Below are 24,402 nucleotides of genomic sequence, written 5' to 3'. Positions count from 1 at the left end.
GCCCCAGGTAGTTGAAGAGCACCTCGGCGCGCGGCAGCGCCTGGTACCTGGCAGAGACCGAGGGGTCCTCGTTCAGGTAGCGCAGCGCCCCGAAGCCCACGCCTCGGCCGGGGATGCTGCGCAGCTGCTCTTTGACCGCCTTGAGCACCTCCCCAGGTCCGCCCTCAGGCGCTCGCAGCTCGACGGGGAACAGCGCCGTGAACCAGCCGATCGTGCGTGACAGATCGAGGCCGCCGCCGATGTCCTCCCGCCCGTGCCCCTCCAGGTCGAGCCGCAGCGCGCGCTCGCCCGTCCACTCGCCAAACGCTTCCAGGAGCGCGGTGAGCAGGACGTCATTGATCTGCGTCCGGTAGACCGCCGGAACGTCTTGCAGGAGCGCACGGGTCTCCTCGACGCCGAGCGCCACCTCGACCGTCCGTGCCGAGGCGACGCTGTTGTCTCCCTCCTCGACGTCACGCGGAAGTCGTACCGGTGAGCTCGGGGCCAGCCAGAACGAACTCTCGCTCTGCACCGCTTCCGACTGCGCATACGCCGTGAGCCGCTCGGCCCATGCCTGGAAGGAGGTCGTCTTCGGCGGCAGCCGGATCGGCTCCCCCGCGCGCGCCTGCGCATACGACGTCTGCAGGTCCTCGAGCAGGATACGCCACGAGACCCCGTCGACCACGAGGTGGTGAACCACCAGCAGGAGCCTTCCGCGCTGCCCCGCGCCGCGGTGTATCAGGACCGCACGCATCAGCGGACCCTGCGCGAGGCTCAGGCTTGCCTGCGCCTCTGCCGCAGCGGCTTCGAGGGCGTGCGTCTTCGCCGGCGCAGGCACAGCCGAGAGATCGACGACGCTCACCGCCGCGGCCGCATCGAGGGCGCCGCTGACCTGACGCACGCTCCCGCCCTCCGCCACGAACCGCATGCGCAGCGCATCGTGGTGCCGCACCAGCGCCTGCACGGCCTGCTCGAGGCACACCGGCTCCAGCGGCTCGCGGAGCTCGAGAAGCACCGCCTGATTGAAGTGGTCCGGCTCCGGCTGCCGCTGCTCGAAGAACCAGCGCTGAATGGGCGTCAGCGCGACCGGACCGGTGACGGGCCCCTGCTCGGCCTGCGCCGCGACCACGGTCGTCGCCTGCGCCGCCAGCGACGCCACGGTCTGGTACTCGAAGACCTGCTGGATCGACAGCCCGAGCCCCGCCCGTCGGGCTCTACTTACCATCTGCACGGCAAGGATCGAGTCGCCGCCCAGCGTGAAGAAGTTGTCGTGAATACCCACCCGATCGATCCTGAGCACGTGGCTCCAGACGCCAGCGAGCAGCTCTTCCGCGTGGGTGCGCGGCGGCGCGTACGTCCAGCCTTGCTCCGGATGTGCCATGTCGGGCGCCGGCAAGGCCTTGCGGTCGACCTTGCCGCTGGGCGACAGCGGCAGGGCGTCGAGCCACATGAATCCAGTCGGGACCATGTACTCCGGTAGAGCGCGCTGCAGAAGCTCCCGCAGCTCGTCGATGTCCGGTCGCACCGCGTCGCGCGCCACGAGGTACGCCACGAGCCGCTTGGCTCCGGGCGTGTCCTCCCGCGCGAGCACCACCGCGCCCTCGACCGATGGATGCTGCGCCAGCACGCTCTCGATCTCGCCGAGCTCGATCCGGTAGCCGCGGATCTTCACCTGGTGGTCCAGCCGGCCCAGGTACTCGATGTTGCCATCTGGAAGCCACCGGCACAGATCGCCGGTCTTGTACATGCGCGCGTCCGGGTCGGCGTTGAAAGGGTCCGCCATGAACCTCTCCGCCGTCAACTCGGGGCGGTTCAGGTACCCGCGCGCCACCCCGACCCCGCCGATGTAGAGCTCTCCCGGGACGCCCACCGGCACGGGTGACGCGTGGGCGTCCAGCACGTAGAGCCGGGTGTTCGCTATAGGCCGACCGATGGGAACAACCCTGCGCGCATCGTCGCGCTGGCACTTCCAGAATGAGACCTCGATCGATGCCTCTGTCGGGCCGTAGAGGTTGTACAGCTCCGCTTGGCTGCGCTCGAAGAACCGCGTCATCAGCTCATAGGACAGCGCCTCGCCACTGCAGATGACCCGCTTGAGCGAGCCACATCGGCCGGCGCTCAGCTCCTCCATGAACGCATGGAGCATCGATGGGACAAAATGCACCGCCGTGACGCGCTGCGCTTCTATGATCCGAGCAAGGTAGGCGCTATCTCGGTGCCCCCCTGGTCGGGCTACCACGAGCCGGGCCCCTGTCAAAAGCGGCCAGAAAAACTCCCATATCGATACATCGAAGCTGTGCGGCGTCTTCTGCAACACCGCGTCTCCCGGCCCCAGGGCGAACGCGTCTAGCATCCACAGCAGGCGATTCCTCAGGCCCCCGTGCGTGTTCATCACCCCCTTCGGGCGGCCCGTCGAGCCTGACGTGTATATCACGTACGCCAGCGTTGATTCCGTCGCTCCGCTCGCGGGATTGTCCTCTCGCCCCTCCGCGGGCTCTGCGTCCAGGCACACCACCGTGGCTCTGGAGCCCGACACATGCTCTACCAGGTGCGTCTGCGTGAGCAGCACCGGCGCTCCGGCGTCCGCCATCATGAACCGCAGCCGCTCTTCCGGATAGCTCGGGTCGAGCGGCACGTACGCCCCTCCGGCCTTCATCACCCCGAGCAGCCCCACCACCAGCTCCACCGATCGCTCCGCGCACACGCCCACCAGCGTCTCCGGCCCCACCCCGAGGGCCCGCAGCCGATGTGCCAGGCGGTTCGCTCGAGCGTTCAGCGCCCGGTACGTCAGCTGCTGCTCCTCGAACACCACCGCTTCGGCTTCAGGCGTCCTCTCCACCTGCGCCTCGAAGAGCTCGTGAACGCAACGATCGCTGGGATACTTGACGTTGGCGCCTGCCCAGGCGCTGAGCTGCGTTCGCTCCTCTTCCGTGAGCATTGAAACCTGCGAGACCGGCCGCTCGGGCTCCGCCACGATGTTCTCCAGGAGAGACTGGAAGTGGCCGGTCAACCGCTCGATCGCGGCGGCGTCGAACCGCTCCGCGGCATAGATGACCTGCAGCGCTGTTTCCCCGCCGGGCTTCACCACCACGGTGAGGGGGTAGTTCGTCTGCTCGATCGGGCGGACGTCGGTGATCTCAAGCGCTGGGTGGCCCTCCCGCAGCACCTGGTCGATGGGGTAGTTCTCGACGACGACCACGCTCTCGAAGAGGTCTTTTTGCCATGGGAGCGAGCTCCAGCGCTGCACCTGAGCGAGCGGGCTCTGCTCGAAAGGAAGCTGCTCCGCCTGCTGCGCCTGGAGCCCTTGCAGCCAGGACACGACAGGCTGCTCGGACGCGATCTGCACGCGCACGGGGATGGTGTTGATGAACAGCCCCACCATGGCGTCGATGCCGTCGACGCCCGTCGAGCGTCCCGATACGGTCGCGCCGAAGAGCACGTCGCTCTCTCCGCTGTAGCGGCTCAAGAGCAGCGCCCAGGCGCCGCGGACCAGGGTGCTCAGCGTCAGGCCGTGCTCGCGGGCAAAGCGCTCGAGCGCTGACTGGCCCGCGGCAGTCAGCCGCCGCTCATGATGCGGCGGCGCCGAGCCCGCCGGCGGCGCCGCGCCGCGGGGCCGGTCCACCGGGATCGGTGTCGGCGCCGAGAAGCCCTGGAGCGCGCGGCGCCAGAACGATTCGGCGTCCGCTTTGCCCTGCTGCTTCAGCCAGGCGATGTGGTCGCGGAACGGCCGCCGGCTCGGCATCGCGGCGGGTCGGCCGTCGCGAGCCGCTTCGTAGAGCTGCAGCACCTCGGTGAACAAGAGCGGCAGCGACCAGCCGTCCAGGATCACATGATGGAAGGTCCAGATGCACTGATAAGCCTCCTCCGTGAGCCGGATGAGCGTGAACCGCATCAGCGGCGCCACGCTGGCATCGAGGCCCCTGGCGCGGTCTTCCGCGAGCCACGAGGACGTCCTTTCCTGCTGCTCGCTCTCCGGGACACCACGCCAATCGAGCTCGACCCACGGCAGCGGGACGCCGCTGCGTACCACCTGCAGGAGCTCGTCGGCCCCCTCCCACACGAACGCCGTCCGCAGGACGGCGTGCCTGGCGAGGAGCGTCTGCAGGGCCTCTTTGAAGGCCGTCACCACGAGCGCCTTCGGGATCTTGAAGGCGACCTGCTCGACGTACACGCCGGAGGTCGGGTCCCGGAGAGCATGGAAGAGCATGCCCTCTTGCATCGGCGAGAGTGGATAGGCATCCTCGACGTCCCTCGACGCACTCCCGACGCCCACGAGGCGATCCACGGCCTCCTGGGTCAGCTGCGCGAGGGGAAAGTCCGATGGAGTACGGCCGCCCGCTTCCGCTGCACGGCAGTGCTCCATCAGTGTCCTGAGGGACGTCAGGAACGCCTGCGCGAGACGGTCGATCGTGGACCTCCGGTGCAAGCCCTCGCTGTACGTCCACGCGATCTGCAGCCGACCCTCGGCAACCAGGGCGTTGATCTCGATCGCATGCGTCCGAGCGCCGCGCGGGCTGCGAGCCGGCCCGGTCGGCTCCGTGGCGCGTTCGAACAGGGTGGATTCCGCGAAGCTCTGGTCGAGCTGCCCCAGGTAGTTGAAGAGCACCTCGGCGCGCGGCAGCGCCTGGTACCTGGCAGAGACCGAGGGGTCCTCGTTCAGGTAGCGCAGCGCCCCGAAGCCCACGCCTCGGCCGGGGATGCTGCGCAGCTGCTCTTTGACCGCCTTGAGCACCTCCCCAGGTCCGCCCTCAGGCGCTCGCAGCTCGACGGGGAACAGCGCCGTGAACCAGCCGACCGTGCGTGACAGATCGAGGCCGCCGCCGATGTCCTCCCGCCCGTGCCCCTCCAGGTCGAGCCGCAGCGCACGCTCGCCCGTCCACTCGCCAAGCGCTTCCAGGAGCGCGGTGAGCAGGACGTCATTGATCTGCGTTCGGTAGACCGCCGGAACGTCTTGCAGGAGCGCACGGGTCTCCTCGACGCCGAGCTCCACCTCGACCGTTCGTGCCGAGGCGACGGTGTTCTCTCCCTCGACGTCACGCGGAAGTCGGGCAGGCGAGCTCGGGGCCAGCCAGAACGAACTCTCGCTCTGCACCGCTTCCGACTGCGCATACGCCGTGAGCCGCTCGGCCCATGCCTGGAAGGAGGTCGTCTTCGGCGGCAGCCGGATCGGCTCCCCCGCGCGCGCCTGCGCATACGACGTCTGCAGGTCCTCGAGCAGGATACGCCACGAGACCCCGTCGACCACGAGGTGGTGAATCACCAGGAGGAGCCTTCCGCGCTCCCCCGCGCCGAGGTGTATCAGCACCGCGCGCATCAGCGGCCCCTGCGCGAGGCTCAGGCTTGCTTGCGCCTCTGCCGCAGCGGCTTCGAGCGCGTGCGCCTTGCCCGGCGCAGGCACAGCCGAGAGATCGACGACGCTCACCGTGACGGCCGCATCGAGGGCGCCGCTGACCTGACGCACGCTCCCGCCCTCGGCCACGAACCGCGTGCGCAGCGCATCGTGGTGCCGCACCAGCGCCTGCACGGCCTGCTCGAGGCACCCCGGCTCCAGCGGCTCGCGGAGCTCGAGAAGCACCGCCTGATTGAAGTGATCCGGCTCCGGCTGCCGCTGCTCGAAGAACCAGCGCTGAATGGGCGTCAGCGCGACCGGACCGATGACGGGCCCCTGCTCGGCCTGCGCCGCGACCACGGTGGTGGCCTGCGCCGCGAGCGACGCGACGGTCTGGTACTCGAAGACCTGCCGGACCGACAGCCCGAGCCCCGCCTGTCGGGCTCTACTTACCATCTGCACGGCAAGGATCGAGTCGCCGCCCAGCGTGAAGAAGTTGTCGTGGATGCCGATCCGCTCGATCTGAAGGAGGCTGGCCCAGACGCTCGCGATCTGCTCCTCGGTCCGTGTGCGGGGCGGCGCATAGGCCTCGCTTTGCTCGGGGCGCGCCACCTCGGGCGCCGGCAGCGCCCTGCGGTCGACCTTGCCATTGAACGACAGCGGCAGGGCGTCGAGCCACATGAATCCAGCCGGAATCATGTAATCCGGCAGCTCGCCCTGCAGGCGCTTGCGCAGCTCGGCCACGCTCGGCTGCGCCCCGTCACGCGCCACGAGGTACGCCACGAGGCGCTTGTCTCCAGGCGCGTAGTCGCGCGCCATCACCGCCGCGTCATGGATGGCGGGGTGCTGCTTCAGCGCACTTTCGACCTCGCCGAGCTCGATCCGGTACCCTCGAATCTTCACCTGATGATCGATTCGCCCCAGGTACTCCAGGCTGCCGTCCGGCAACCACCGGCAAAGGTCGCCCGTCTTGTAAAGACGGCGGCCGGCGTCGCCACGGAAGGGGTCGGGAACGAACCTCTCCGCCGTCAACTCGGGGCGGTTCAGGTACCCGCGAGCCACGCCGGCGCCGCCGACATAGAGCTCACCTGGGACTCCGATGGGCAAGAGAGCGCGGTTCTGGTCGAGCACGTACACGCTGAGATCGGGGATTGGACGCCCGATGGGGCTCACCGAGGCGCCGTCGACGTCCTCCGCGACCAGCGGCCGGTAGGTGACGAGCACGGTGGTCTCCGTGATCCCGTACATGTTCACGAGCTCAGGTGTGCGGTCACCGTGGCGCTTGAACCAGGGGCGCAGGCTCTCGAGATCGAGCGCCTCGCCAGACAAGATGACCAGCCGGAGAGCCAACCCGGCGTCCTCTCCGCCAGCTGATGCGTCCGCGGTCACGATCTGCCGGAAGGCAGACGGGGTCTGGTTGAGCACCGTGACCTTGCCTTCGCGGAGGAACCGGTGGAAGGCCTCCGGAGATCTGGTGACCTCGAACGACACGACGAGGAGCCGGCCGCCATACAGCAGAGCGCCCCAGATCTCCCAGACAGAGAAGTCAAACGACGAGGAATGGTACAGCGTCCACACATCCCGTTCGTCGAAGTGGAACCACGCCTCGGTCGCATGGAACAGCCGGGTCACGTTCGCATGCGTGACCAGCGCGCCCTTCGGCTTGCCGGTCGAGCCCGAGGTGTAGATCACGTAAGCGAGGTGTTCGGGCGTCGCTCCGCTCGTCGGGTTGGTGCTCCTCTGCCCTGCGATCTCCGGCCCCATCGCGTCGATGCACAGCGTGTGGCCGTCATGCTCCGGGAGCCTCGACAGGAGCGCTCGCTGCGTGAGCAGCACGGCTGGCCGAGCGTCCGTCAGCATGAACGCGATCCGGTCCTTCGGATAGGCGGGATCGAGGGGCACGTAGGCGCCGCCGGCCTTCAAGATGGCGACGATCCCGATGAGCAGCTCGAGCGAACGCTCGACACACAGCCCGACGAGCACCTCGGGCCCGACGCCGAGAGAGCGGAGGTGGTGAGCGAGCTGGTTGGCGCGCTCGTTGAGCTCGCGGTACGTCAGCCGCTGACCTTCGAACACCACCGCGACCGCGCTGGGCGTCCGCTCCACCTGCGCTTCGAAGAGCTCGTGAACGAGCTTGTCGGCTCGGTAGTCTGCCGCCGTATCGTTCCACACGTTGAGCTGCGATAGCTCCGCGGTCGTGAGCATCGGCAGCTCGCCGATACGCCGGGCTGGATCGGCGACGATGCCCCGCACAAGCTCCTCGAAGCTCCCCGCCATCCGCTGGATCGTCGCGACGTCGAACAGGTCCGTGTTGAACTCCCAGACGCCCGAGAGCCCCCGGTCGACCTCCTCCAGGATGAGGGACAGATCGAACCGCGCCATGCCGCTGTCGAGCTCCAGCGGCGTCACCGTGAGCCCGCGCAGCTCGAGCTTCGGCAGGCGCACGTTGTGAAGCGCGAACAAAACCTGAACGAGCGGATGGTAGCTCAACGTCCGACTCGCCTGGGTCTCATCGACCAACCTCGCAAACGCCACCTCCTGGTCATCGAAGGCGTCGGTGGCGACGCGACGGACGCGCTCGAGCACCTCATCAAAGCTCGGATCGCCGGCGAGGCGCGTACGCAGCGGAAGTATGTTGATGAAGAGGCCCAGCATCGACTCGGTCTCAGGCCGCGTCCGGTTCGCGACCGGAGAGCCCACGACGATGTCATCCTGGCCGGAGCGCCGCGCGAGCAACACCTTGAAGACGGCGAGCAGCGTCATGTAGAGCGTGGCGCCGTGCCGGCGCCCGAGCGCCCTGAGCTTCTCCGTCACCTCCGCGCTGAGGTGGAATCGCACGCTCCCCCCGCGGAACCCCTGGACCGCGGGGCGCGGCTGGCCCGGGGTCAGATCGAGCAACGGCGGCGCCCCTGCCATGCGCTGCTTCCACCGGCCAAGCTGCTCTTCGAACGACGAGTCCGCGGACCGCCTGCGCTCCCAGCGGGCGTAATCGGCGTAGTCGAGGGGTACCTCAGGGAGCGGAGATGGCTTGCCCGAGGAGAACGCTTCGTAGAGCGCGACGAGCTCCCGGAGGAAGATCCCCGCCGACCAGCGATCGAAGACGATATGGTGCACCGTCAACACGAGGATGTGCAGCGCCGAACCGAGCCGCAGCAGCGCGGCGCGAGACAGTGGCCCTTGCTCGAGCGAGAAAGGCCGCTCCACTTCCTCCCGGAGGATGCGTTCGACGGCCTCGGCTTGCAGGGGCTCCGGCTGCGCGGAGAGGTCGAAGAACGCTGGTGTGACCTGGGCGCTCGCGGCGACGACAGGCTTCAGCACGCCAAGCTCTTCGCGGATCGTCCAGCGGAGGATCGCGTGCCGGCGTGCGATCTCCGTCAGGCACCGCGCCAGCACCTCGGCGTCCAGCGCGCCGGTGAGGCGCAGCGCCATGCGCTCGTTGTAGAGCGCGCTCTGCCCCGCGAGCTGATGAACGAACCAGAGGCGCCGCTGTGCATCGGTCACCTCCGGCTCGGCGCCGGACTCCCGAAGGATCGGCGAGGCCGCGCGGCCGTCGCTACCCTGGAGCAGCGCGAGCACCGCGGCCTTGGACTCGACGAGCTGACGCTGCAGGTCCGGGCGCAGCGCGCCTTTCGGTGCCTGAATGCAGAGCTTGTCGCCCTCGGCCCAGAGCCGCACGCCGAGGCTGGACAGCTCGGTGATGAGTTCAGACGGTATCATAGCTCGATGATCTCGAACGCGTCGGTCGACGCGGTGATGGGTGGGGCCGGGGCGACGAGCTCACGAAGCGCGAGCTCGACGGTGACGCGCTCGGCGAGGTCCTCCAGCGTCGAACCGCCGAGGAAAAGCTCGAGGGGGACGTCGACGCCCAGAAAGGCCTTGATCCAGCTCTTGAGCTCCACCGCCATCAGCGAGTCGAGGCCGAGCTCGAGCAGCGAGGTCTTCGCGTCGATGGCCTCCGCGTCCTCGCGCTCGAGGACCCCGGCGAGCTGCTCCGCGACGAGGGCGCGCAGGACCGGCGCGCGGTCCGTGGCAGGGGTGCGCAGGACGCTCTCGAGCACATCCCGGGTCGGGCTTTCGAGCTGCGCGCGCGGCGCGTGGGCGCGCGGGAGGAGCTCCGCGAGAAGAGAACGCCGTTGCGTCGCGGGCAGCCGGGCGCCGAACGACGGCCAGTCGATGTCGAAGATCCCGATCTGAGGAGGGCCGCCGCCGGCGATTCGCTCCAGCGCCAGCAGCGCGCGCTCGGGGGAAAGCGCCTCGACGCCGCTCCTCTCGAGTCGACCCCTCCGCTCTACCTCCGCGCGCGCTGCCATACCGGCCTCACCCCAGGGCCCCCAGTTGACGCTGAGCGCCGGGAGGCCGCGCGCGCGCCGGTAGTGCGCGAGGGCATCGAGAAACGCATTGGCCGCAGCGTAATTGGCTTGCCCGGGCGATCCGAGGATCGCTGTCGCAGACGAGAAGAGGATGAAAAAATCGAGCGCGCTGCCGTGGCTGAGCTCGTGGAGAAGCCACGCGCCCCGGGCTTTGGGCTCCACCACCTTGCGGAATCGATCCCAGTCCTGGAGGAGCAGCACCCCGTCATCGAGGGCCCCTGCGGCATGCACGATGCCCCGGAGCGGGACGCCGGCGGCGCGCACCTTGTCCAGCACGCGGACCACGTCGCGCTCGCTCGCGGCGTCCGCCGCGAGGACGTGGATTCGGGTGCCATGCGCTCGCAGTCGGTCCAGCGTCTGCTCGGCGGCGGGCGAGGGCGCGCTGCGCCCGAACAGGAACAGGTGGCGCGCGCCGCGCTCGACCAGCCACGTCGCGACATGGAGACCGAGCGCGCCGAGCCCGCCCGAGATCAAATACGCCCCATCCTCGCGGATCGCCGGGGCGGGCGTCGTCGGCGGCGCGCAGCGGCGCAGGCGGGCGACATACACGCGGCCGCGGCGCAGGGCTACCTGGTCGTCGCCGGCCGGATCGCAGAGCTGCGCGGCGAGCGCGGTCGCCTCGCCGGCCTCTGCCACCGGCGCCAGATCGACGAGCCCCCCCCAGCCTTCCGGGTGCTCGAGCGCGATAGCCCGGCCCATTCCCCAGAGCGGGGCCTGCGCGAGCGCGGGCGCGCCATCACGCTCCGTGGCGACCGCGCCCCGCGTAACCCACCAGATCTTCGCCGTGGGGGCGTGCTTCGTGGCAGCCTGGACGAGGTGCAGAGCGCTGCCGCACGACAGGTGCATGGCCTCCGCGAGCGCGTCGGCCGACGCATCGGCGGTACAGCGCGCGTCGAGGCTCCACAGGTGGACGATGCCGGACGCGTCCTTTGCTTCTTCCTTCAGCGCCGCCCAGAGGCGCTCCACGTGGGACGCCTCGGTCGGCGCGATCTGCCACTCGCCGCCGCCGAGCTCGTGAAAAGACATGCCCTTTCGCACGATCCGGCACGCGTCGCCGCGTTCCCGCAGCACGCCAGCGAGCGTGTCCCCCACGCCACCTTCATCCACGAAGAGGATCCATGTCCGCCGAGCGCCCGTCGGAGCGTGCGCCGCGTCGGCACGTCGACGCGGCGACGGGTTCCACTGGATCTCATACAGCGATCCGTCGACACGGCGAGGACGCTGACGCCGGTGCTCGTGGACCAGCGCGTCAGCCACCCTGGCGAGCAACGCACGATCCACCTCGTGGAGCGCTCCGCTGTCGTGCAGCAAGCCCGCCAGCTCCTGCGCGCGCTCCTGCTCCAGGAGCCGCGTCACCAGGCTCCCTTCGCCCGGCGTCTCTGTTGCCCGCTCTCGAGGGCGCGGCGCATCGACCCAGTACCTCCGCCGCTGGAACGGGTAGGTGGGAAGATCCACGCGCGCCCCGCCGCGAGCCCGCTGGACGGCGCTCCAGTCCACGCGCGCCCCGCGGGCGTACAGCTCGCCCAGGCTGGTAAGGATGCAGCGGGGGTCTCCCAGCACAGGGCTCAAGCTCGGCAGGCGAGCGCCAGATCCGTCAGGCCTCCGCTCGCGCGCGAACTCGAGCAACGTCGAGCCCGGGCCGATCTCCACGAGCACGTCGCACCCTTGCGCGTGGAGCGCGTCCAACCCGTCGGCGAACCGCACCGGCGCGCGAAGATGGCGACTCCAGTACTCGGCCGATGGCTTCTCGCCGTCGAACGGACGTCCAGTGAGGTTGGAGATCAGCGTGAGGCGGGGCGACGCGTGGGGGATATCGCGGATTTCCCGGATGAAACCGTCGCGGATCGCGTCCATCAACGGCGAGTGGAACGCGTGCGATGTCCTCAGCTTGGCCGTCGCGATCCGGCGCTCGCGCAGCGTGGACACGACGCGCTCGACCGACGCGCGTCGGCCGGAGATCACGGTCTGCGCGTCGCCGTTGATCGCGGCGATCGCCACGTCCCCGGCAGAGGTCGCGAGCGCCTCCTCGACGACGGCCACGCCAGCGCGCACCGCCACCATCACTCCGCTCTCGTCGACCGACTGCATGCACCGCGCGCGGCGCAGCACCAGGAGCAGCCCGTCCTCCGCGCTGAACACACCAGCCGCGCACGCCGCGGCGTACTCGCCCAGGCTGTGCCCGAGCACCACGGCGGGCTCGACCCCCCACGATCTCCAGAGCTCGACCAGCGCGATCTCCAGGGCGAACAGCGCTGGTTGCGCGTACTCCGTCCGGTCGAGCAGCGGCTCTGCGCCGGGCTCCGGGAAGAGGATGTGCACCAGAGGAACGCCGAGGTGCGGTCGCGCGAACGCGTCGAGCCGATCGAGGCTCGCGCGAAATACCGGCTCGGTCTCGTACAGGCCTCGACCCATGTCGCGCACCTGGGAGCCCTGCCCGGTGAAGAGGAACGCGATCTTCAGCGACCGCGTGGCGACCGAGGCCCCCGCGGTCACGCCCGGCGCGCGCACGCCGCGGGAGAACGCGGCGAGCTGCTCGCAGAGCTCGGCGACCGACGAGGTCACCACGGCGAGCCGGTGGCGGAAATGGGAGCGACCCGTGCTGGCAGAGAAGCAGACGTCCGCGAGCTTCACGGTCGGCGCTTCGCCGAGCATCACGCGGTATCGAGCCGCGAGCTGCGCGAGCGCGGTCTCCGTCTTCGCCGAGAGAACCAGGAGGTGCGGCGATGCCGGATCCGCTTCGCTCCTCGCGACCGAAGGCTGGCGTCGCGCGTGCGGGCCGGGCTCCTCGAGGACCACATGGGCGTTCGTGCCGCTGAAGCCGAACGAGCTCACCCCGGCGATCCGGGGCCCGTCGCCCTCGGGCCAGGGCACGCGCCGGCGCACGACCTCGACCGGCAGCGAGGACCACGGAATGTGGGGATTGGGCTCGTGAAGATGAAGGTTGGCCGGGATCTCGCCGTGCTTGACCGCGAGCGCCGCCTTGAGGAAACCGACGACGCCGGCCGCGCCCTCGAGGTGACCGAAGTTCGTCTTGACCGAGCCGACGAGCAACGGGCGGTCTTTCGTGTGGCCCTCGCCGACGGCTGCGCCGAGCGCGAGCATCTCGATCGGATCGCCCAGCGCCGTGCCGGTGCCGTGCGCTTCGATGTAGCCCACCTCGTTCGGCTTCACCTGCGCGCCTTCGAGCGCGGTGCGGATCAGCGCCTCCTGCGCGGCGCCGCTCGGCACGGTCAGCCCGCCGCTCGCGCCGTCGTGGTTCACCGCGGAGCCGCGGATCACCGCCAGCACGTCGTCGCCATCCGCGATGGCGTCGTGCAGGCGCTTCAGGACCACGATCGCGCAGCCCTCCCCGCGCACGAACCCGTCTGCCGAAGCGTCGAACGCACGACAGCGACCGCTCGGAGAGAGCATGTGCGCGCGGCACTCGACGATGGTCGAGACGGGCGACACGTTCACGTTCGCACCGCCGGCGAGCGCCAGCGAGCACTCGCGTGCCCGGAGGCTCTGGCAGGCGATGTGGATGGCGACGAGAGATGATGAGCACGCCGTGTCGAGGGTGAGCGCGGGCCCTTGCAGCCCGAGAACGTACGAGAGCCGCCCCGCAGCGATGCTCACGGCGTTGCCGGCTCCGCTGTGGATGTTCAGCGCGTCGGGATCCGACAGGAGACGGGAGTAGTCCTGATGCATGATGCCCACGAACACCCCGGTCCGCGTGTCTCGCAGCCGTTCCACGGCGATGCCCGCGCGCTCGAGCGCCTCCCAGCCGACCTCAAGGAGGAGCCGTTGCTGGGGATCCATGGCCTTTGCTTCCCTCGGCGCGATGCCAAAGAACTCCGCGTCGAATTCGTCCACGCGATCCAGGAAGCTGCCATTGCGGCAATACACCTTGCCCGGCGCATCGCGATCGGGGTCGAAGTAGGCGTCGATGTCCCAGCGATCTCGCGGGATCTCGACCACGGCATCGACGCCGTCCAGGAGGAGACGCCAGAGATCCTCGGGCGTCTCGATGCCGTCAGGGAGCCGGCAAGCGGCGCCGACGATCGCGATCGGCTCTGTTGCCCGGGCTTCTGCGGCGTCCAGCTTCCGCTGCAGCTTCTCGATCTCGATGAACGAGGCCTTCAACAAGGCTATCGGATCACGGCTCCTCGCGCCCTCGTTCATGCCCTGCTTCGGCGAGGCCTCGGTCTTCTCAGCTGCCATGCAGCTCCTCGATTTTCCTCGACAAAAGGTCCACTATCTCTTCGGGTGAGAGCCCGTCGAGCGCGGCGGATGCCGCCGGGATCGCGGGGGGAATGGCGGGTGAGGGAGCGGCAGGAGGCGGCGCGCCAGCCGCCTCGCGAGGCTTCGTGCCGAACAGCGCTGTCATGAGGTGATCGGTCAGCGCCTCGATCGTCGGGTGACGGAACAGGAGCGTGGCCCCCAGCGTGATCCCGAGGCTCGTCTGGAGCCGGCTCAGCAGATCGGTCGCCAGAAGGGAGTCGAGGTCGTAGTCGAACAGGCTTCGATCGCGGGCGAGCCGCTCGCCCGCCTCCACGCCGAGCAGCGCCGCCACCCGAGCGTGGACATGCTCCTCGAGCAGCTCCCGCCGGTTGTCCGCCGGCGCGCGTCGAAGCTCGTCGATGAAGCCTCGTTCTCTTTGCTGCGCGTCCTCCGCGGCGCCGTGGTCGCGCAGCACTGCAGGGGTCGCGCCGTCCGGCAACCGCGCCAGGTACTTTGGCCAATCGACGCGAGCGACGCCGATCTGGGCCTCCTTGCCGGCCGCTGCCTGGCCGAAGAGCCGACACGCCTCTTCTGGATCGAGCGGCTCGACGCCGGCATCTGCGATCCGCCGTGCCAGGCGCTCGCTCAAGCTGGCCGCCATCCCGGCGCGAGCCCATGGCCCCCAGTTGATGCTCGTGCCCGGCAGCCCGAGCGCTCGGCGCTGATGCGCGAGCGCGTCGAGAAACGCATTCGCCGCGGCGTAGCTGGCCTGACCACGCGGGCCCAGCACGGAGGACATGGAGGAGAAGCAGACGAAGAAATCCAGGGGCAGCCCCTGCGTGAGCCGGTGCAAGATCCACGTCCCGTCCACCTTCGGTGCGAGCACGGCGCGGAAGCGCTCCCAGTCGAGGTTGACCAGGCTCCCATCCTCGAGCACGCCCGCTGCGTGGACGACGCCGCACAAGCGCGGCCAATCCGCGCCGAAGCGAGCGGCGAGCCTGGCCGCGTCGTCTTCCGACGTCACGTCGAGCTGAGCTGTGACGACGCTGGCGCCTGCCCGTTCAAGGGCGTCGAGCGCGCTCGCCGCGCTCGCGGGCGCGCGGCTGCGTGAAGCCAGCACGATGTGGCGCGCTCCCTGCTCCACCAGCCATGCAGCGACGTAGAGGCCGAGGGCGCCGAGACCGCCGGTGACGAGATAGCTCCCGTCGGCGCGCACGCGCGCGGGCTCCGCGTCCGTGGTCGACGCGCTCGCCTGGACGAGCCTCGGGACGAACCGATCACCCCGCCGCAGGGCGACCTCCAGCTCCGGGTCGTCGGCCGCGATCTCGTCGAGCAACGCGCGAGCGCCGCTCTGATCGAGCGCATGCGGCAGGTCGACCATCGTACAGCGCAGCGCCGGTCGCTCGGCGGCGATCACCCGCGCCAGACCCCAGAGCGACGCTTGCGCGACCTGCACCGGAGCATCGTCCGGCGCGCCGTCGGAGATCACCGAGCACGCCCCGCACGTCACCAGGTAAAGGCGAAGCGCAGGCGGCGCCGCGAGCCTGTCGATGGCCTGGACGAGGTTCAGCGCCGTGCGGCACCCGAGCTCCTGCGCCTCGATCACCGAGGCGCTCGTCATCGCGTCGACCGGCGCTGCGTCCACGCTCTGGAGGTGCAAGACGCCGACCCGAGCGGCCTTGAGCTGGGCTGTTGCCTCGTCCAGGAGCCGCTCCATGTCCGAGAGCGACGAGCCGATCCGGTAATGGAGGGCAGAGAGCCGCTCGAACGACGTGCCACGCTCGACGACCGCGCAGCGATGGCCGCGCGCGCGGAGGAGATCGCACACCTCCGCGCCCAGCCCGCGCGCGTCGACGAACACGATCCAGGCGGGCGCGCCATCGGCGGCGCGGGTCGAGGGCGCCAGGCGCCACCGGATCGCGTGGAGCAGCGAGCCCGCGTGCGCTACCGGACCGCGGGCCGCGCGGAGCAGCGTCCGCCGGGACGCCCTCCTCGACTCCAGCCCGCTGACCTCGCCGACGAGCTCGCCGTCGGCGCTGAAGAGCCTCAGATCCCCGATGATCCTGTCGTCCGCGCCCGAGGCGTCGCGCAGCTTGCCGTGGCACCAGAGCTCACGATCGTCGTGGCCGGCGGAGAGCCAGAGCCGGTCGACTCGGAAGGGCACGAATGTATCGCCTCCCGCCGCAGGGATCGTGGCCGCGAGGACCTGGAAGCACGCGTCGATCAGCGCCGGGTGCGGCCGGTAGGCCTCCCGCTCGCCCGCGGAGATCGGCGCGTTCAGGCGGCACACGACCTCTTGATTCCCTCTGCGAATCGACGTGACCCACCGGAAGCTCGGACCGAGCTGCACATGCCAGCTGGCGAGCGCCTCGTAGAGCTCCGCTGTCCGCACCTCTTCCGGGCACCGCCTCGAGAGCTCCGCGAGCGACGGTCCCTGCTCCTGCGGGCGATGCCCTCGCGCGCGCAGGACAGCGGTCGCAGAGGTCGACCATCCGGGACTCGCCCCGTCCCCGCCCGGCGCGAGGCGAATCAGGCGCGCGGGAGTGCCGTCATGGGCCGTGCGCTCGAGCACGATCTGCACCGTGCGTGCCTCGCCATCGGGAAGGACGATCGCCTCGGGAAAGCACAGATCGGCGATCTCGACGTCGTCACGGTCGAACGCCACCCGCGCCGCGCGGAGGAACATCGCCCCGAAGCACGCGCCGGGCACGACGACCTCGCCGTACACACGATGATCGGGGAGAAAGGACGGCCTGTCCGCGCGAAGAACGACCTCGAACAGCGTCTCCGCGAGGAGCGGGGAGCGGGTCATCCTGCCGAGCAATGGGTCTTCCCTGGCGGCTGCGGGGGCGACCTCCGCGCTCGCGACCGGGAGCCAGTGGCGCCTGCGCTGGAACGGATAGACGGGCAGGAGAACGCGGGAGCGGGGCTGATCGCGGTGAACGCCCTGCCAGTCGACGGATGCGCCGCGCATGTAGAGCGCCGCCAAGCTCTCCAGCAGGCTTTGCCAGCTCGGCAGACCTTGCACCAGGCTGGCGAGCCGGACGCAGCGTGACGCGCGCCCCTGCTCACGCGCCGCGGCCGATAGCACGGGGTGCGAGGAGAGCTCCAGGCACGCCCCGATTCCAAGCGCATCGAGCGTCTCCCAGGCCTCGCAGGCCACCTCCTCGGAGCTGAACGCGCGGAGCCAGTGGGCGGCCTTCCCGAGCGCGCCGCGGTCGAGCGTCTCGCCCGTGGCGCTGCAGACGAACCCGACCCGGGGCTCGCTCATCGACATCGCGTCTACCGCGCGGACAAGCTCGGCGACGCGCGGCTGGACGTCCGGCGCCTTCAGCGTCTCCGGCGTGATCTCGCGCGATCCCGCCGCGGCCAGGACTCGGCCCCGCAGCAAAGCGAGCTCCAGCGCCTCCTCGAGGGGAAGCACCCCGGCGGCGACGGCGGCGACACACCCGCCCGTGCCCACGCCGAGGACAGCGACCGGCTCGACCCCCCAGGAGCGCCACAGCTCGAGCAGCGCATAGCCTGCCGAGAAGGAGGTCAACTCCGCATGAAGGATCGCGTCCGGAGAACCGGGCTCAGGGGTCGACAGGATCGAGCGGCCGAGGCGCCGCCGCACGAGCTCGTCGCATCGCTGCACGGCGCCGCGAAACGTCGGATCCTCGACGATCGCCGGATGGACCGGCGCCCGGCCGCCGAACAGGAACGCAACCTCCACGGGCCCAGCCTCGGACGACACGCCGGGTGGAGGCGACGCGCAGTGCGCTTCCAGCCTCTCGATGATCTGTCGGCGCGTACCACCCGCGATCGCGATGCGGTGAGCGAAATGCGGGCGCCCCACGTTGGAGGTGAAACAGACGTCCTCGATCGGCGCCTCCTCGCTGGCGCGCAGGTGGCTGAGGTAGCGCTGCACGAGCGCGGAGAGCGCGACCGTGTCTTTCGCGGAGAGCGTGAGGACACCCCATCCACGACCCGGACCGACCGGGGCGCGCGGGGGCGCCTCTTCCAGCACCACGTGGACGTTCGTCCCGCCGATTCCGAACGAGCTGACGCCCGCGCGCCGCGGCACAGCATCGGTCTCCCACGCGGAGAGGCGCGCGGGGACATAGAAAGGGCTGTTCTCGAAGTCGATGCCGGGGTTCGCCTTCTCGTAATGCAAGCTCGGCGGGATCTGTTTGTGCTGGAGCGCGAGGACCGCTTTCATGAAGCTGGCCAGCCCGGCGGCCGCGTTCAGGTGGCCCAGGTTGGCCTTCACGGATCCCACGGCGCAGAACCCGCTTCGCGACGTGGAGGCCCGAAACGCGCGCGTGAGCGCGGCGATCTCGATGGGGTCCCCCAGCGCCGTGCCAGTGCCGTGCGCCTCGACCAGGGTGATGGTCTCCGCGTCGACGTCGGCGAGCGCGTGGGCCATCTCGATCACCGCCGCTTGCCCGGAGGTGCTGGGCGCCGAGAAGCCCGCCTTCAGCGATCCATCGTTGTTGATGGCACCGCCGCGGATGACGGCATGGATGCAGTCCCGGTCGGCGATGGCCTCATCGAGCCGCTTGAGGAGCACGGAGCCGGCGCCGTTGCTGAAGACCGTTCCTTGCGCCCGCGCGTCGAAGACGCGGCAATGACCGTCTGGCGAGAGGATGCTCCCCTCCTCGTACACATAGCCGCTCTGCTGCGGCAACGAGACGGCGGCGCCCCCGGCGATGGCGAGATCACACTGGTAGCTGAGCAACCCCTGGCAGGCGAGCGTGATGGCGACCAGCGAGGTCGAACACGCCGTCTGCACGGCGATACTCGGCCCCTGGAGCCCCAGTCGGTAGGAGACGCGGGTCGCCAGGTAGTCCTTGTCGTTCGCGAGCCAGGCTTGCAAGTAGCGGTTCGGCTCGCTCGGGTCGAGCAGGGGTCGGGCATGGAAGCGCAGGTAATCGAGGCTGCTCGCGCCCGCATAGACGCCCACGCGCGCGCGTGGGCCGGGCGGCGGGTAGCCCGCCCGCTCCATCACTTCCCAGGCGCACTCGAGGAACAGGCGGTGCTGAGGATCGAGCAGCTCGGCCTCGGCGGAGCTGATCCCGAAGAAGCGTGCGTCGAACAGATCGAGGTCAGGGAGGACGCCTCCGGCACGCACGTGCCGAGGGTGCCCCAGGACCGACGCGGGCGCGCCCGCCGTCCGCGCCTCTTCCTCGGAGAAGAAGGAGATCGATTCGACGCCCGCCGCGAGGTTATCCCAGAGCTGCTCGGGCGTGCTGGCACCCGGAAAGCGGCAGCTCATGCCGATGACCGCGATGTGTCCGGCCCCAGGAGATTCGAGCGCTTCCTTCATGAGAGATCCTCTGCGGGGCGTCGCCGCCGTCGAAAGAAGGCCTTCTGCGCCTCGGCCAGCTCACGCACAGCCGGGTCGCGCTCGGCAGGCGCCCGAACGAGGTGCGTGGCCAGCGATACGGCTGTCGGGTGCGTGAAGAGGTCGACGACCTTCAGATCGACCCCGAGCTCGTTGGCCAGCCGGGTCTGGATCCGGAGCATGTGGAGCGAGGTCGCTCCGAGCTCGAACAGGTTCTGCTGGTGATCCACGGCACCGACGCCGAGGACGCTGGCGATCACCGCGGCGATCCGCTGCTCCATCGCCGTCGCCTTGCCCCGACCAGGCGGCGGCGACACCGACACCGACGGCGGAGGCAACGCCGCGCGGTCGACCTTGCCGTTCGCCGAGAGCGGGAGCGATTTCATGGGGATCAGGAGCGCGGGCACCATGTACGAAGGCAGCAGCGCCCGGGCGTGCGCGAGGACGTCGTGCGTCGCGAGTGGCTCGCCGTTCGACGGGACAGCATAAGCGACGATCCGCCGCTCACCGCCGGGGGCCGTATCGACCACCGCCACGGCCTGGAGCACCGCTGGGCTCCGCGCGAGGACAGCCTCGATCTCGGCGAGCTCGATCCGGAAGCCGTTGATCTTGACCTGAAAGTCCTCACGTCCGAGGAACTCGAGGTTGCCGTCGGGCAGGTAGCGCGCGAGATCGCCGGTGAGATACATCCTGCGTCCCGTGCGGGGATCGAGCCCGAAATGAGCCTCCGTCTCGGATGGCTGATCGCGGTAACCCAGCGCGACCCCTGTGCCGCTGATGTACAGCCGGCCCGGGACCCAGACGGGACAGGGCTCGAGGCGCTCGTCGAGCACGTGACACTGCTGGTTGGAGAGCGGCTTGCCGTAAGGGATGGTCCTCCACGCCGGGTCGACGATCCCGATGGGGTAGACGACGGACCAGATGGAGGCCTCCGTCGCGCCACCCAAGCTCACGACCTGCGCGCCGCCGAACGCGGCCCGGATCCGATCGGGCAGCCCCACCGGGATCAGATCGCCGCTCAGCATGACGAGGCGCAGCGCGGACACGCTCCCCGCTGGCGACCCCTCCGCGCGCTCGACGAGCAGCTGGATCAGCGCAGGGACCGAGCTCCAGATGGTCACGCGATGCTCGAGGACGGCGGAGGCCCACCGCGCGGGATCCATCGCGGAGTCGGCGTCGAGCGTGACGAGGGTCGCCCCCGCCGCCAGCGTCCCGAAGATGTCATACACGGAGAGATCGAAGCCGAGCGCGGATATCGCGAGGACGCGGTCGTCGGGCCCCACGGCGAAGCGATCATTGATGTCGAGGATGGTGTTGACGGCGCCCCTGTGGTCGATCATCACGCCCTTCGGCCGACCGGTCGATCCAGAGGTGTAGATGACATAAGCGAGGTCATCCGGAGTCTGCGTGTCCTCGATCCGGGGGAGCTCCAGGGCGTGCGGGACCTCATCGACGCAGACGACGCGCGACCCTTCGGGGAGATCCAGCCTCGCCACGAGCGCCTGCTGGGTCACGACGATCTTCACGCCGCCCTCGTCGAGCAAGAGCCGGCGCCGCGCGGCCGGGAGCCCGGCCTCGATCGGGAGATACGCGGCGCCTGACATGGAAATGGCGAGCACGGCGACCGTTTGTTCCCACCCCTTGTCAAGGATGACCGCGATCAGGGTGTTCGGCGTGGCGCCGAGGTCTCGGAGGTGCAGCGCCAGCGCACCGGCACGCCGGGCGAGCTCGCCATACGAGAGCGTTCGAGCCGGAGCGAGGAGCGCCGTCCGGTTCGGATGAAGCCTGGCGTTCGCGACGAAGCGCGTGTGGAGCCGCTCGTCGCTCAGCGGGCGCTCGGTCGCGTTGACGGCAGCTCGCTGCGCCAGCTGCGCGGGCGGCGTCCACCGACGCTGCTGGGCGTGCCAGGCGGCGTCCGAGCCGGCCAGAAGCTCGAGAAGCGCCCCGAAGGCAGCGAGGAACTCCTCCGGAAAGCCATCCGGAAACAGCTCGTCGACGGTGTCGGTATGGACGACGAGCGCCCCGCCGCTCTCGAGCACATGGCTGCTCAGGTGGACGTGCGGCGTTGGGTTCGCGCTGTGTACCAGGCGACCGAAGGACTCGAGGCTCGCTCCCTGCGAATCGACGCCCAGCGTGCTCGTGAACACCACCGGCATGGCGGACGACCGGCCCGCTCCCCGCCTGCGGGCACGCTCCCGGAGGACCTGGATCCCGCTGATCGCGCGGTGCTCGAGATCCTCCCAGAGCCGACGCTGCAGGCGAAGAGCGCGGGCGAGCAGATCCGCGCCCGGCTCCGCGTCCACGGCGAGCAGCACCGTCGACGCAAAATCACCCACGAGATCGTCGACCTGGGGGTGGAGCGGCTGCCGGCTCAGCGTCGTCACGGTGATCGTGAAGTCGCCGCGAGCGCTCCATGTGCGGACCATCTCCACGAAGACCGCGAGGCAGAGCGCCGAAGGGGTAAGCCCAGCGCGCGCCGCGCGGGCCTTGAGGCACGACCAGACGCCGGGCTCGACGACCCGAGTTCGCCGAGCGAAGCGTGGTCGAGCGATCGAGCCGGGGCTCCGGGCGAGCGGCAGCTCGGGGGGCGGCGGGAGCGCGTCGAGCCGACTCCACCAGTACTGCTGCGCCCGCTGATGCGCAGCGGATCCACCGATCGCGTGCATCGCGAGGAGGTAATCTCTGTAGGTCAACTCCAGCGCAGGCAGCGCCGCATCAGGGTCGTCGTAGAGCGCTCGTAGCTCCCGCAAGATGACGAGGAGGCTTCGAAAATCCGCGACCGTGAGATCCACGCGCAGGTGCAGGCGCGAGCCGTGGAGAGCGCTGCGCGAAAGCCGCATCTCGATGGGCGGATGGTCATCCGACAGCGCCAGCTCGTCCGACATCTCGCGCCGGATCAACGCCAGCTGCGCCGGATCGCCCGACGACACGGCGACCTCGGGGATCGTAGCGACACTCTCGGGATCGAGGACTTGCTGTTCCCCGTTGGGCAGGATCACCGCTCGCAGGAGACCATGCCGCGCCACGAGCCGCCGGAGCGCCACGCTGAGCCGGTTCACATCGTCACATGCCGTCTCTATTTCGAGATAGGCGTGGGCGCGGACGTTCCCGAGCTCGAAGGCCCCGCTGCGACCGACCCAGTACGCCTGCTGGAGATCGGACAGAGGAAAGGGACGGTGTCGGTCCTGCGGAGCAGGCTGTAGCTCGGGCGCGTGGTCGACCTGAGGGGGCTCCTGCGTGACGAGCCCCGAGATGGCGCTCGCCAGCTCGCCCAGCGTGGTTGCCGAGAGGATCCGCTGCAGCGGAACCTCGACGTGCAGCTCGCGCGCGATCTGGGCGACGAGCTCCGCAGCGCGGAGGGAGTCGAGGCCGAGCTCGTAGAGTGACCCCTCGCCGACTCGAGGCGCTCCGAGCAGAGCGCCTTCGATCAACTGGCGCGCTCGCTCCTCGACCGTCGCCTCGCCGTCGTCCTCGACAGCGCTGCGCCAGACCTCCCGCAGCCGGCCCGTGAGAAGATCATCACGGCAGGCGCGGCGCCGTAGCTTCCCGCTCGAGGTCTTCACGAGAGCGCCTGGATGCAAGAACACGACCTGCGCGACATGAACGCCGTGCTCCGCGGCGACAGCGCGCCGCACCGTCGCCGCGAGCTCGACGAAGTCGAGGCGGCCGATCGCGTCCTCGTCGAGCTCCTGGACGACCGCCAGCCGCTCCTCGCCCTCAGCCCCTTCGACCTGGATGCTCACGGCGCAGCCCCGGCCGGGCCGGAAGGCCGGGTGGCACGTCTGGACCGTCCTCTCGATATCCTGGGGATAGTGGTTGCACCCGCGGATGATGAGGAGATCCTTGAGCCGCCCTGTCACGAAGAGCGCACCATCGTGGAGGAAGCCAAGGTCACCGGTGCGCAGGTAAGGGCCGCTCGCGTCGTCGCCGGAGAGACGTGCGTGAAACGTCTGTTCCGTCACGTCCGGTCGCTCCCAGTAACCTCCTGCGACCATCGGCCCAGAGACCCAGATCTCGCCGACACGCCCCGCTGGGCAGCGCTGCTGCGTCTCGGGGTCCACGATCAGGATGGTGGCGCCGGCGTGGCTCTGCCCGTTCCCCACGAGCGTTCGACAGCTCGGCGACGGTTCGTCGAAGACGACAGCGCCGCGCTCGAGCGCCGCCTTGTCCACGGCGACGAGCATCGGTCCTTGGTCTCGCGCCGAGGCTGCCACCTTGAGCGTCCCCTCGGCCAGCCCGTACCCTGGAGCGAACACGCGGGGACCAAAACCGCTGGGGCCGAACGTCTCGACGAACCGGCTCAATGTGGCCGCGTCGACCGGCTCGCCCCCGTTCACCGCGACCTGCCAGCGGCTCAGGTCGAGCCGCCGCGGCGCCGCGCGGCGGTATCGACGAACGCACAGATCGTACGCGAAGTTAGGCGCCGCTGTGTGCGTTCCCCCGAGGGTCGACATCGCCTCCAGCCATCGCAAAGGCTCATGAAGGAAGGCCCTGGGGTTCATCACGTGACAGACAAAACCCCTGAAAATCGGCTGGAGCACACCGTAGATAAGTCCCATGTCGTGAAACATGGGCAACCAGGTGACCATCACGCTGTCATCCTCGTGCTCCCAGCCGCAGTTCAGATCAGCGGAGGTCACCATCAGGTTGCGATGGGAGACCATCACCCCCTTCGGGGCGCCCGTGGAGCCAGAGGTGTACTGGAGGAACGCCAGCGCATCCTCGTGGACTTGCGGATCCCTCCACGCTCCTGCGAGCGCAGGGTCGATCTCGTCCATGCGCAGCCAATCCAGAGCCTGCGCCGCGGGACGCGTCGCGTGCGGGACGACGTGCTCGTGCCATGACCCGTCCACCAGCACGACGGAAGCCCGAGATTGCTCGGCGATGGCCCGCAACCAGAGCTGCGACGCGCCGGATCGCAGCGGCGGTAGAGGCACCGCGACGAGACCCGCGTAGAGGCATCCGAAGAAAGAGGCTATGAAGCTCCTCTCCGAGCGGAGCAGGAGTAAAGCGCGGTCCCCAGGGGTGTACCGGCGCTGGAGCTCTGCGGCGATCGCGCGCGCCTGGACGTCGAGCTCACCATAGGTCATCGCGGTCGACGAACAGCTGCCCGCCGGCAGCTGTTCGTAGTCGAGGAACACGAACGCGCAGCGGTCGGTCTGGGCCGAGGCCCTCTGCCTGAGAACAGTGGTCAGCAT

At 69.7% G+C, this 24,402-nt stretch carries 4 protein-coding genes (1 of these 4 only partly in view); all 4 read right to left on the bottom strand.

What is annotated here, in order from left to right:
• Tightly spaced (each overlapping or abutting the next), the 4 genes in view from WME96_RS16080 to WME96_RS16065 form a layout consistent with a single transcriptional unit that may run on beyond the window.
• Positions 1 to 9,025 carry the 5' portion of an amino acid adenylation domain-containing protein gene (locus tag WME96_RS16080; RefSeq protein WP_437290988.1) on the bottom strand. 3,611 nt of this gene lie to the left of the window's left edge, so only the first 9,025 of its 12,636 coding nucleotides appear in the window; its start codon is at positions 9,023 to 9,025; its stop codon lies off the left edge, out of view.
• Positions 9,022 to 13,878: a type I polyketide synthase gene (locus tag WME96_RS16075; RefSeq protein ID WP_437290987.1), complete on the bottom strand. Its 4,857-nt coding sequence runs from the start codon at positions 13,876 to 13,878 to the stop codon at positions 9,022 to 9,024. Before WME96_RS16075 ends, WME96_RS16080 begins: the two co-directional genes overlap by 4 nt.
• Positions 13,868 to 19,186 (bottom strand): type I polyketide synthase, encoded by a 5,319-nt coding sequence (locus tag WME96_RS16070; RefSeq protein ID WP_437290986.1) that lies wholly within the window; start codon positions 19,184 to 19,186, stop codon positions 13,868 to 13,870. Before WME96_RS16070 ends, WME96_RS16075 begins: the two co-directional genes overlap by 11 nt.
• A complete protein-coding gene (locus WME96_RS16065; protein WP_437290985.1) occupies positions 19,183 to 24,402 on the bottom strand; it encodes an amino acid adenylation domain-containing protein in 5,220 nt (1,739 codons plus the stop codon). Before WME96_RS16065 ends, WME96_RS16070 begins: the two co-directional genes overlap by 4 nt.

Origin of the sequence: Sorangium sp. So ce406, assembly GCF_051474675.1 — a bacterium.
GTDB classification, from domain to species: Bacteria; Myxococcota_A; Polyangia; order Polyangiales; family Polyangiaceae; genus Sorangium; species Sorangium cellulosum_G.
This window is presented reverse-complemented; position numbering and strand designations above follow the sequence as displayed.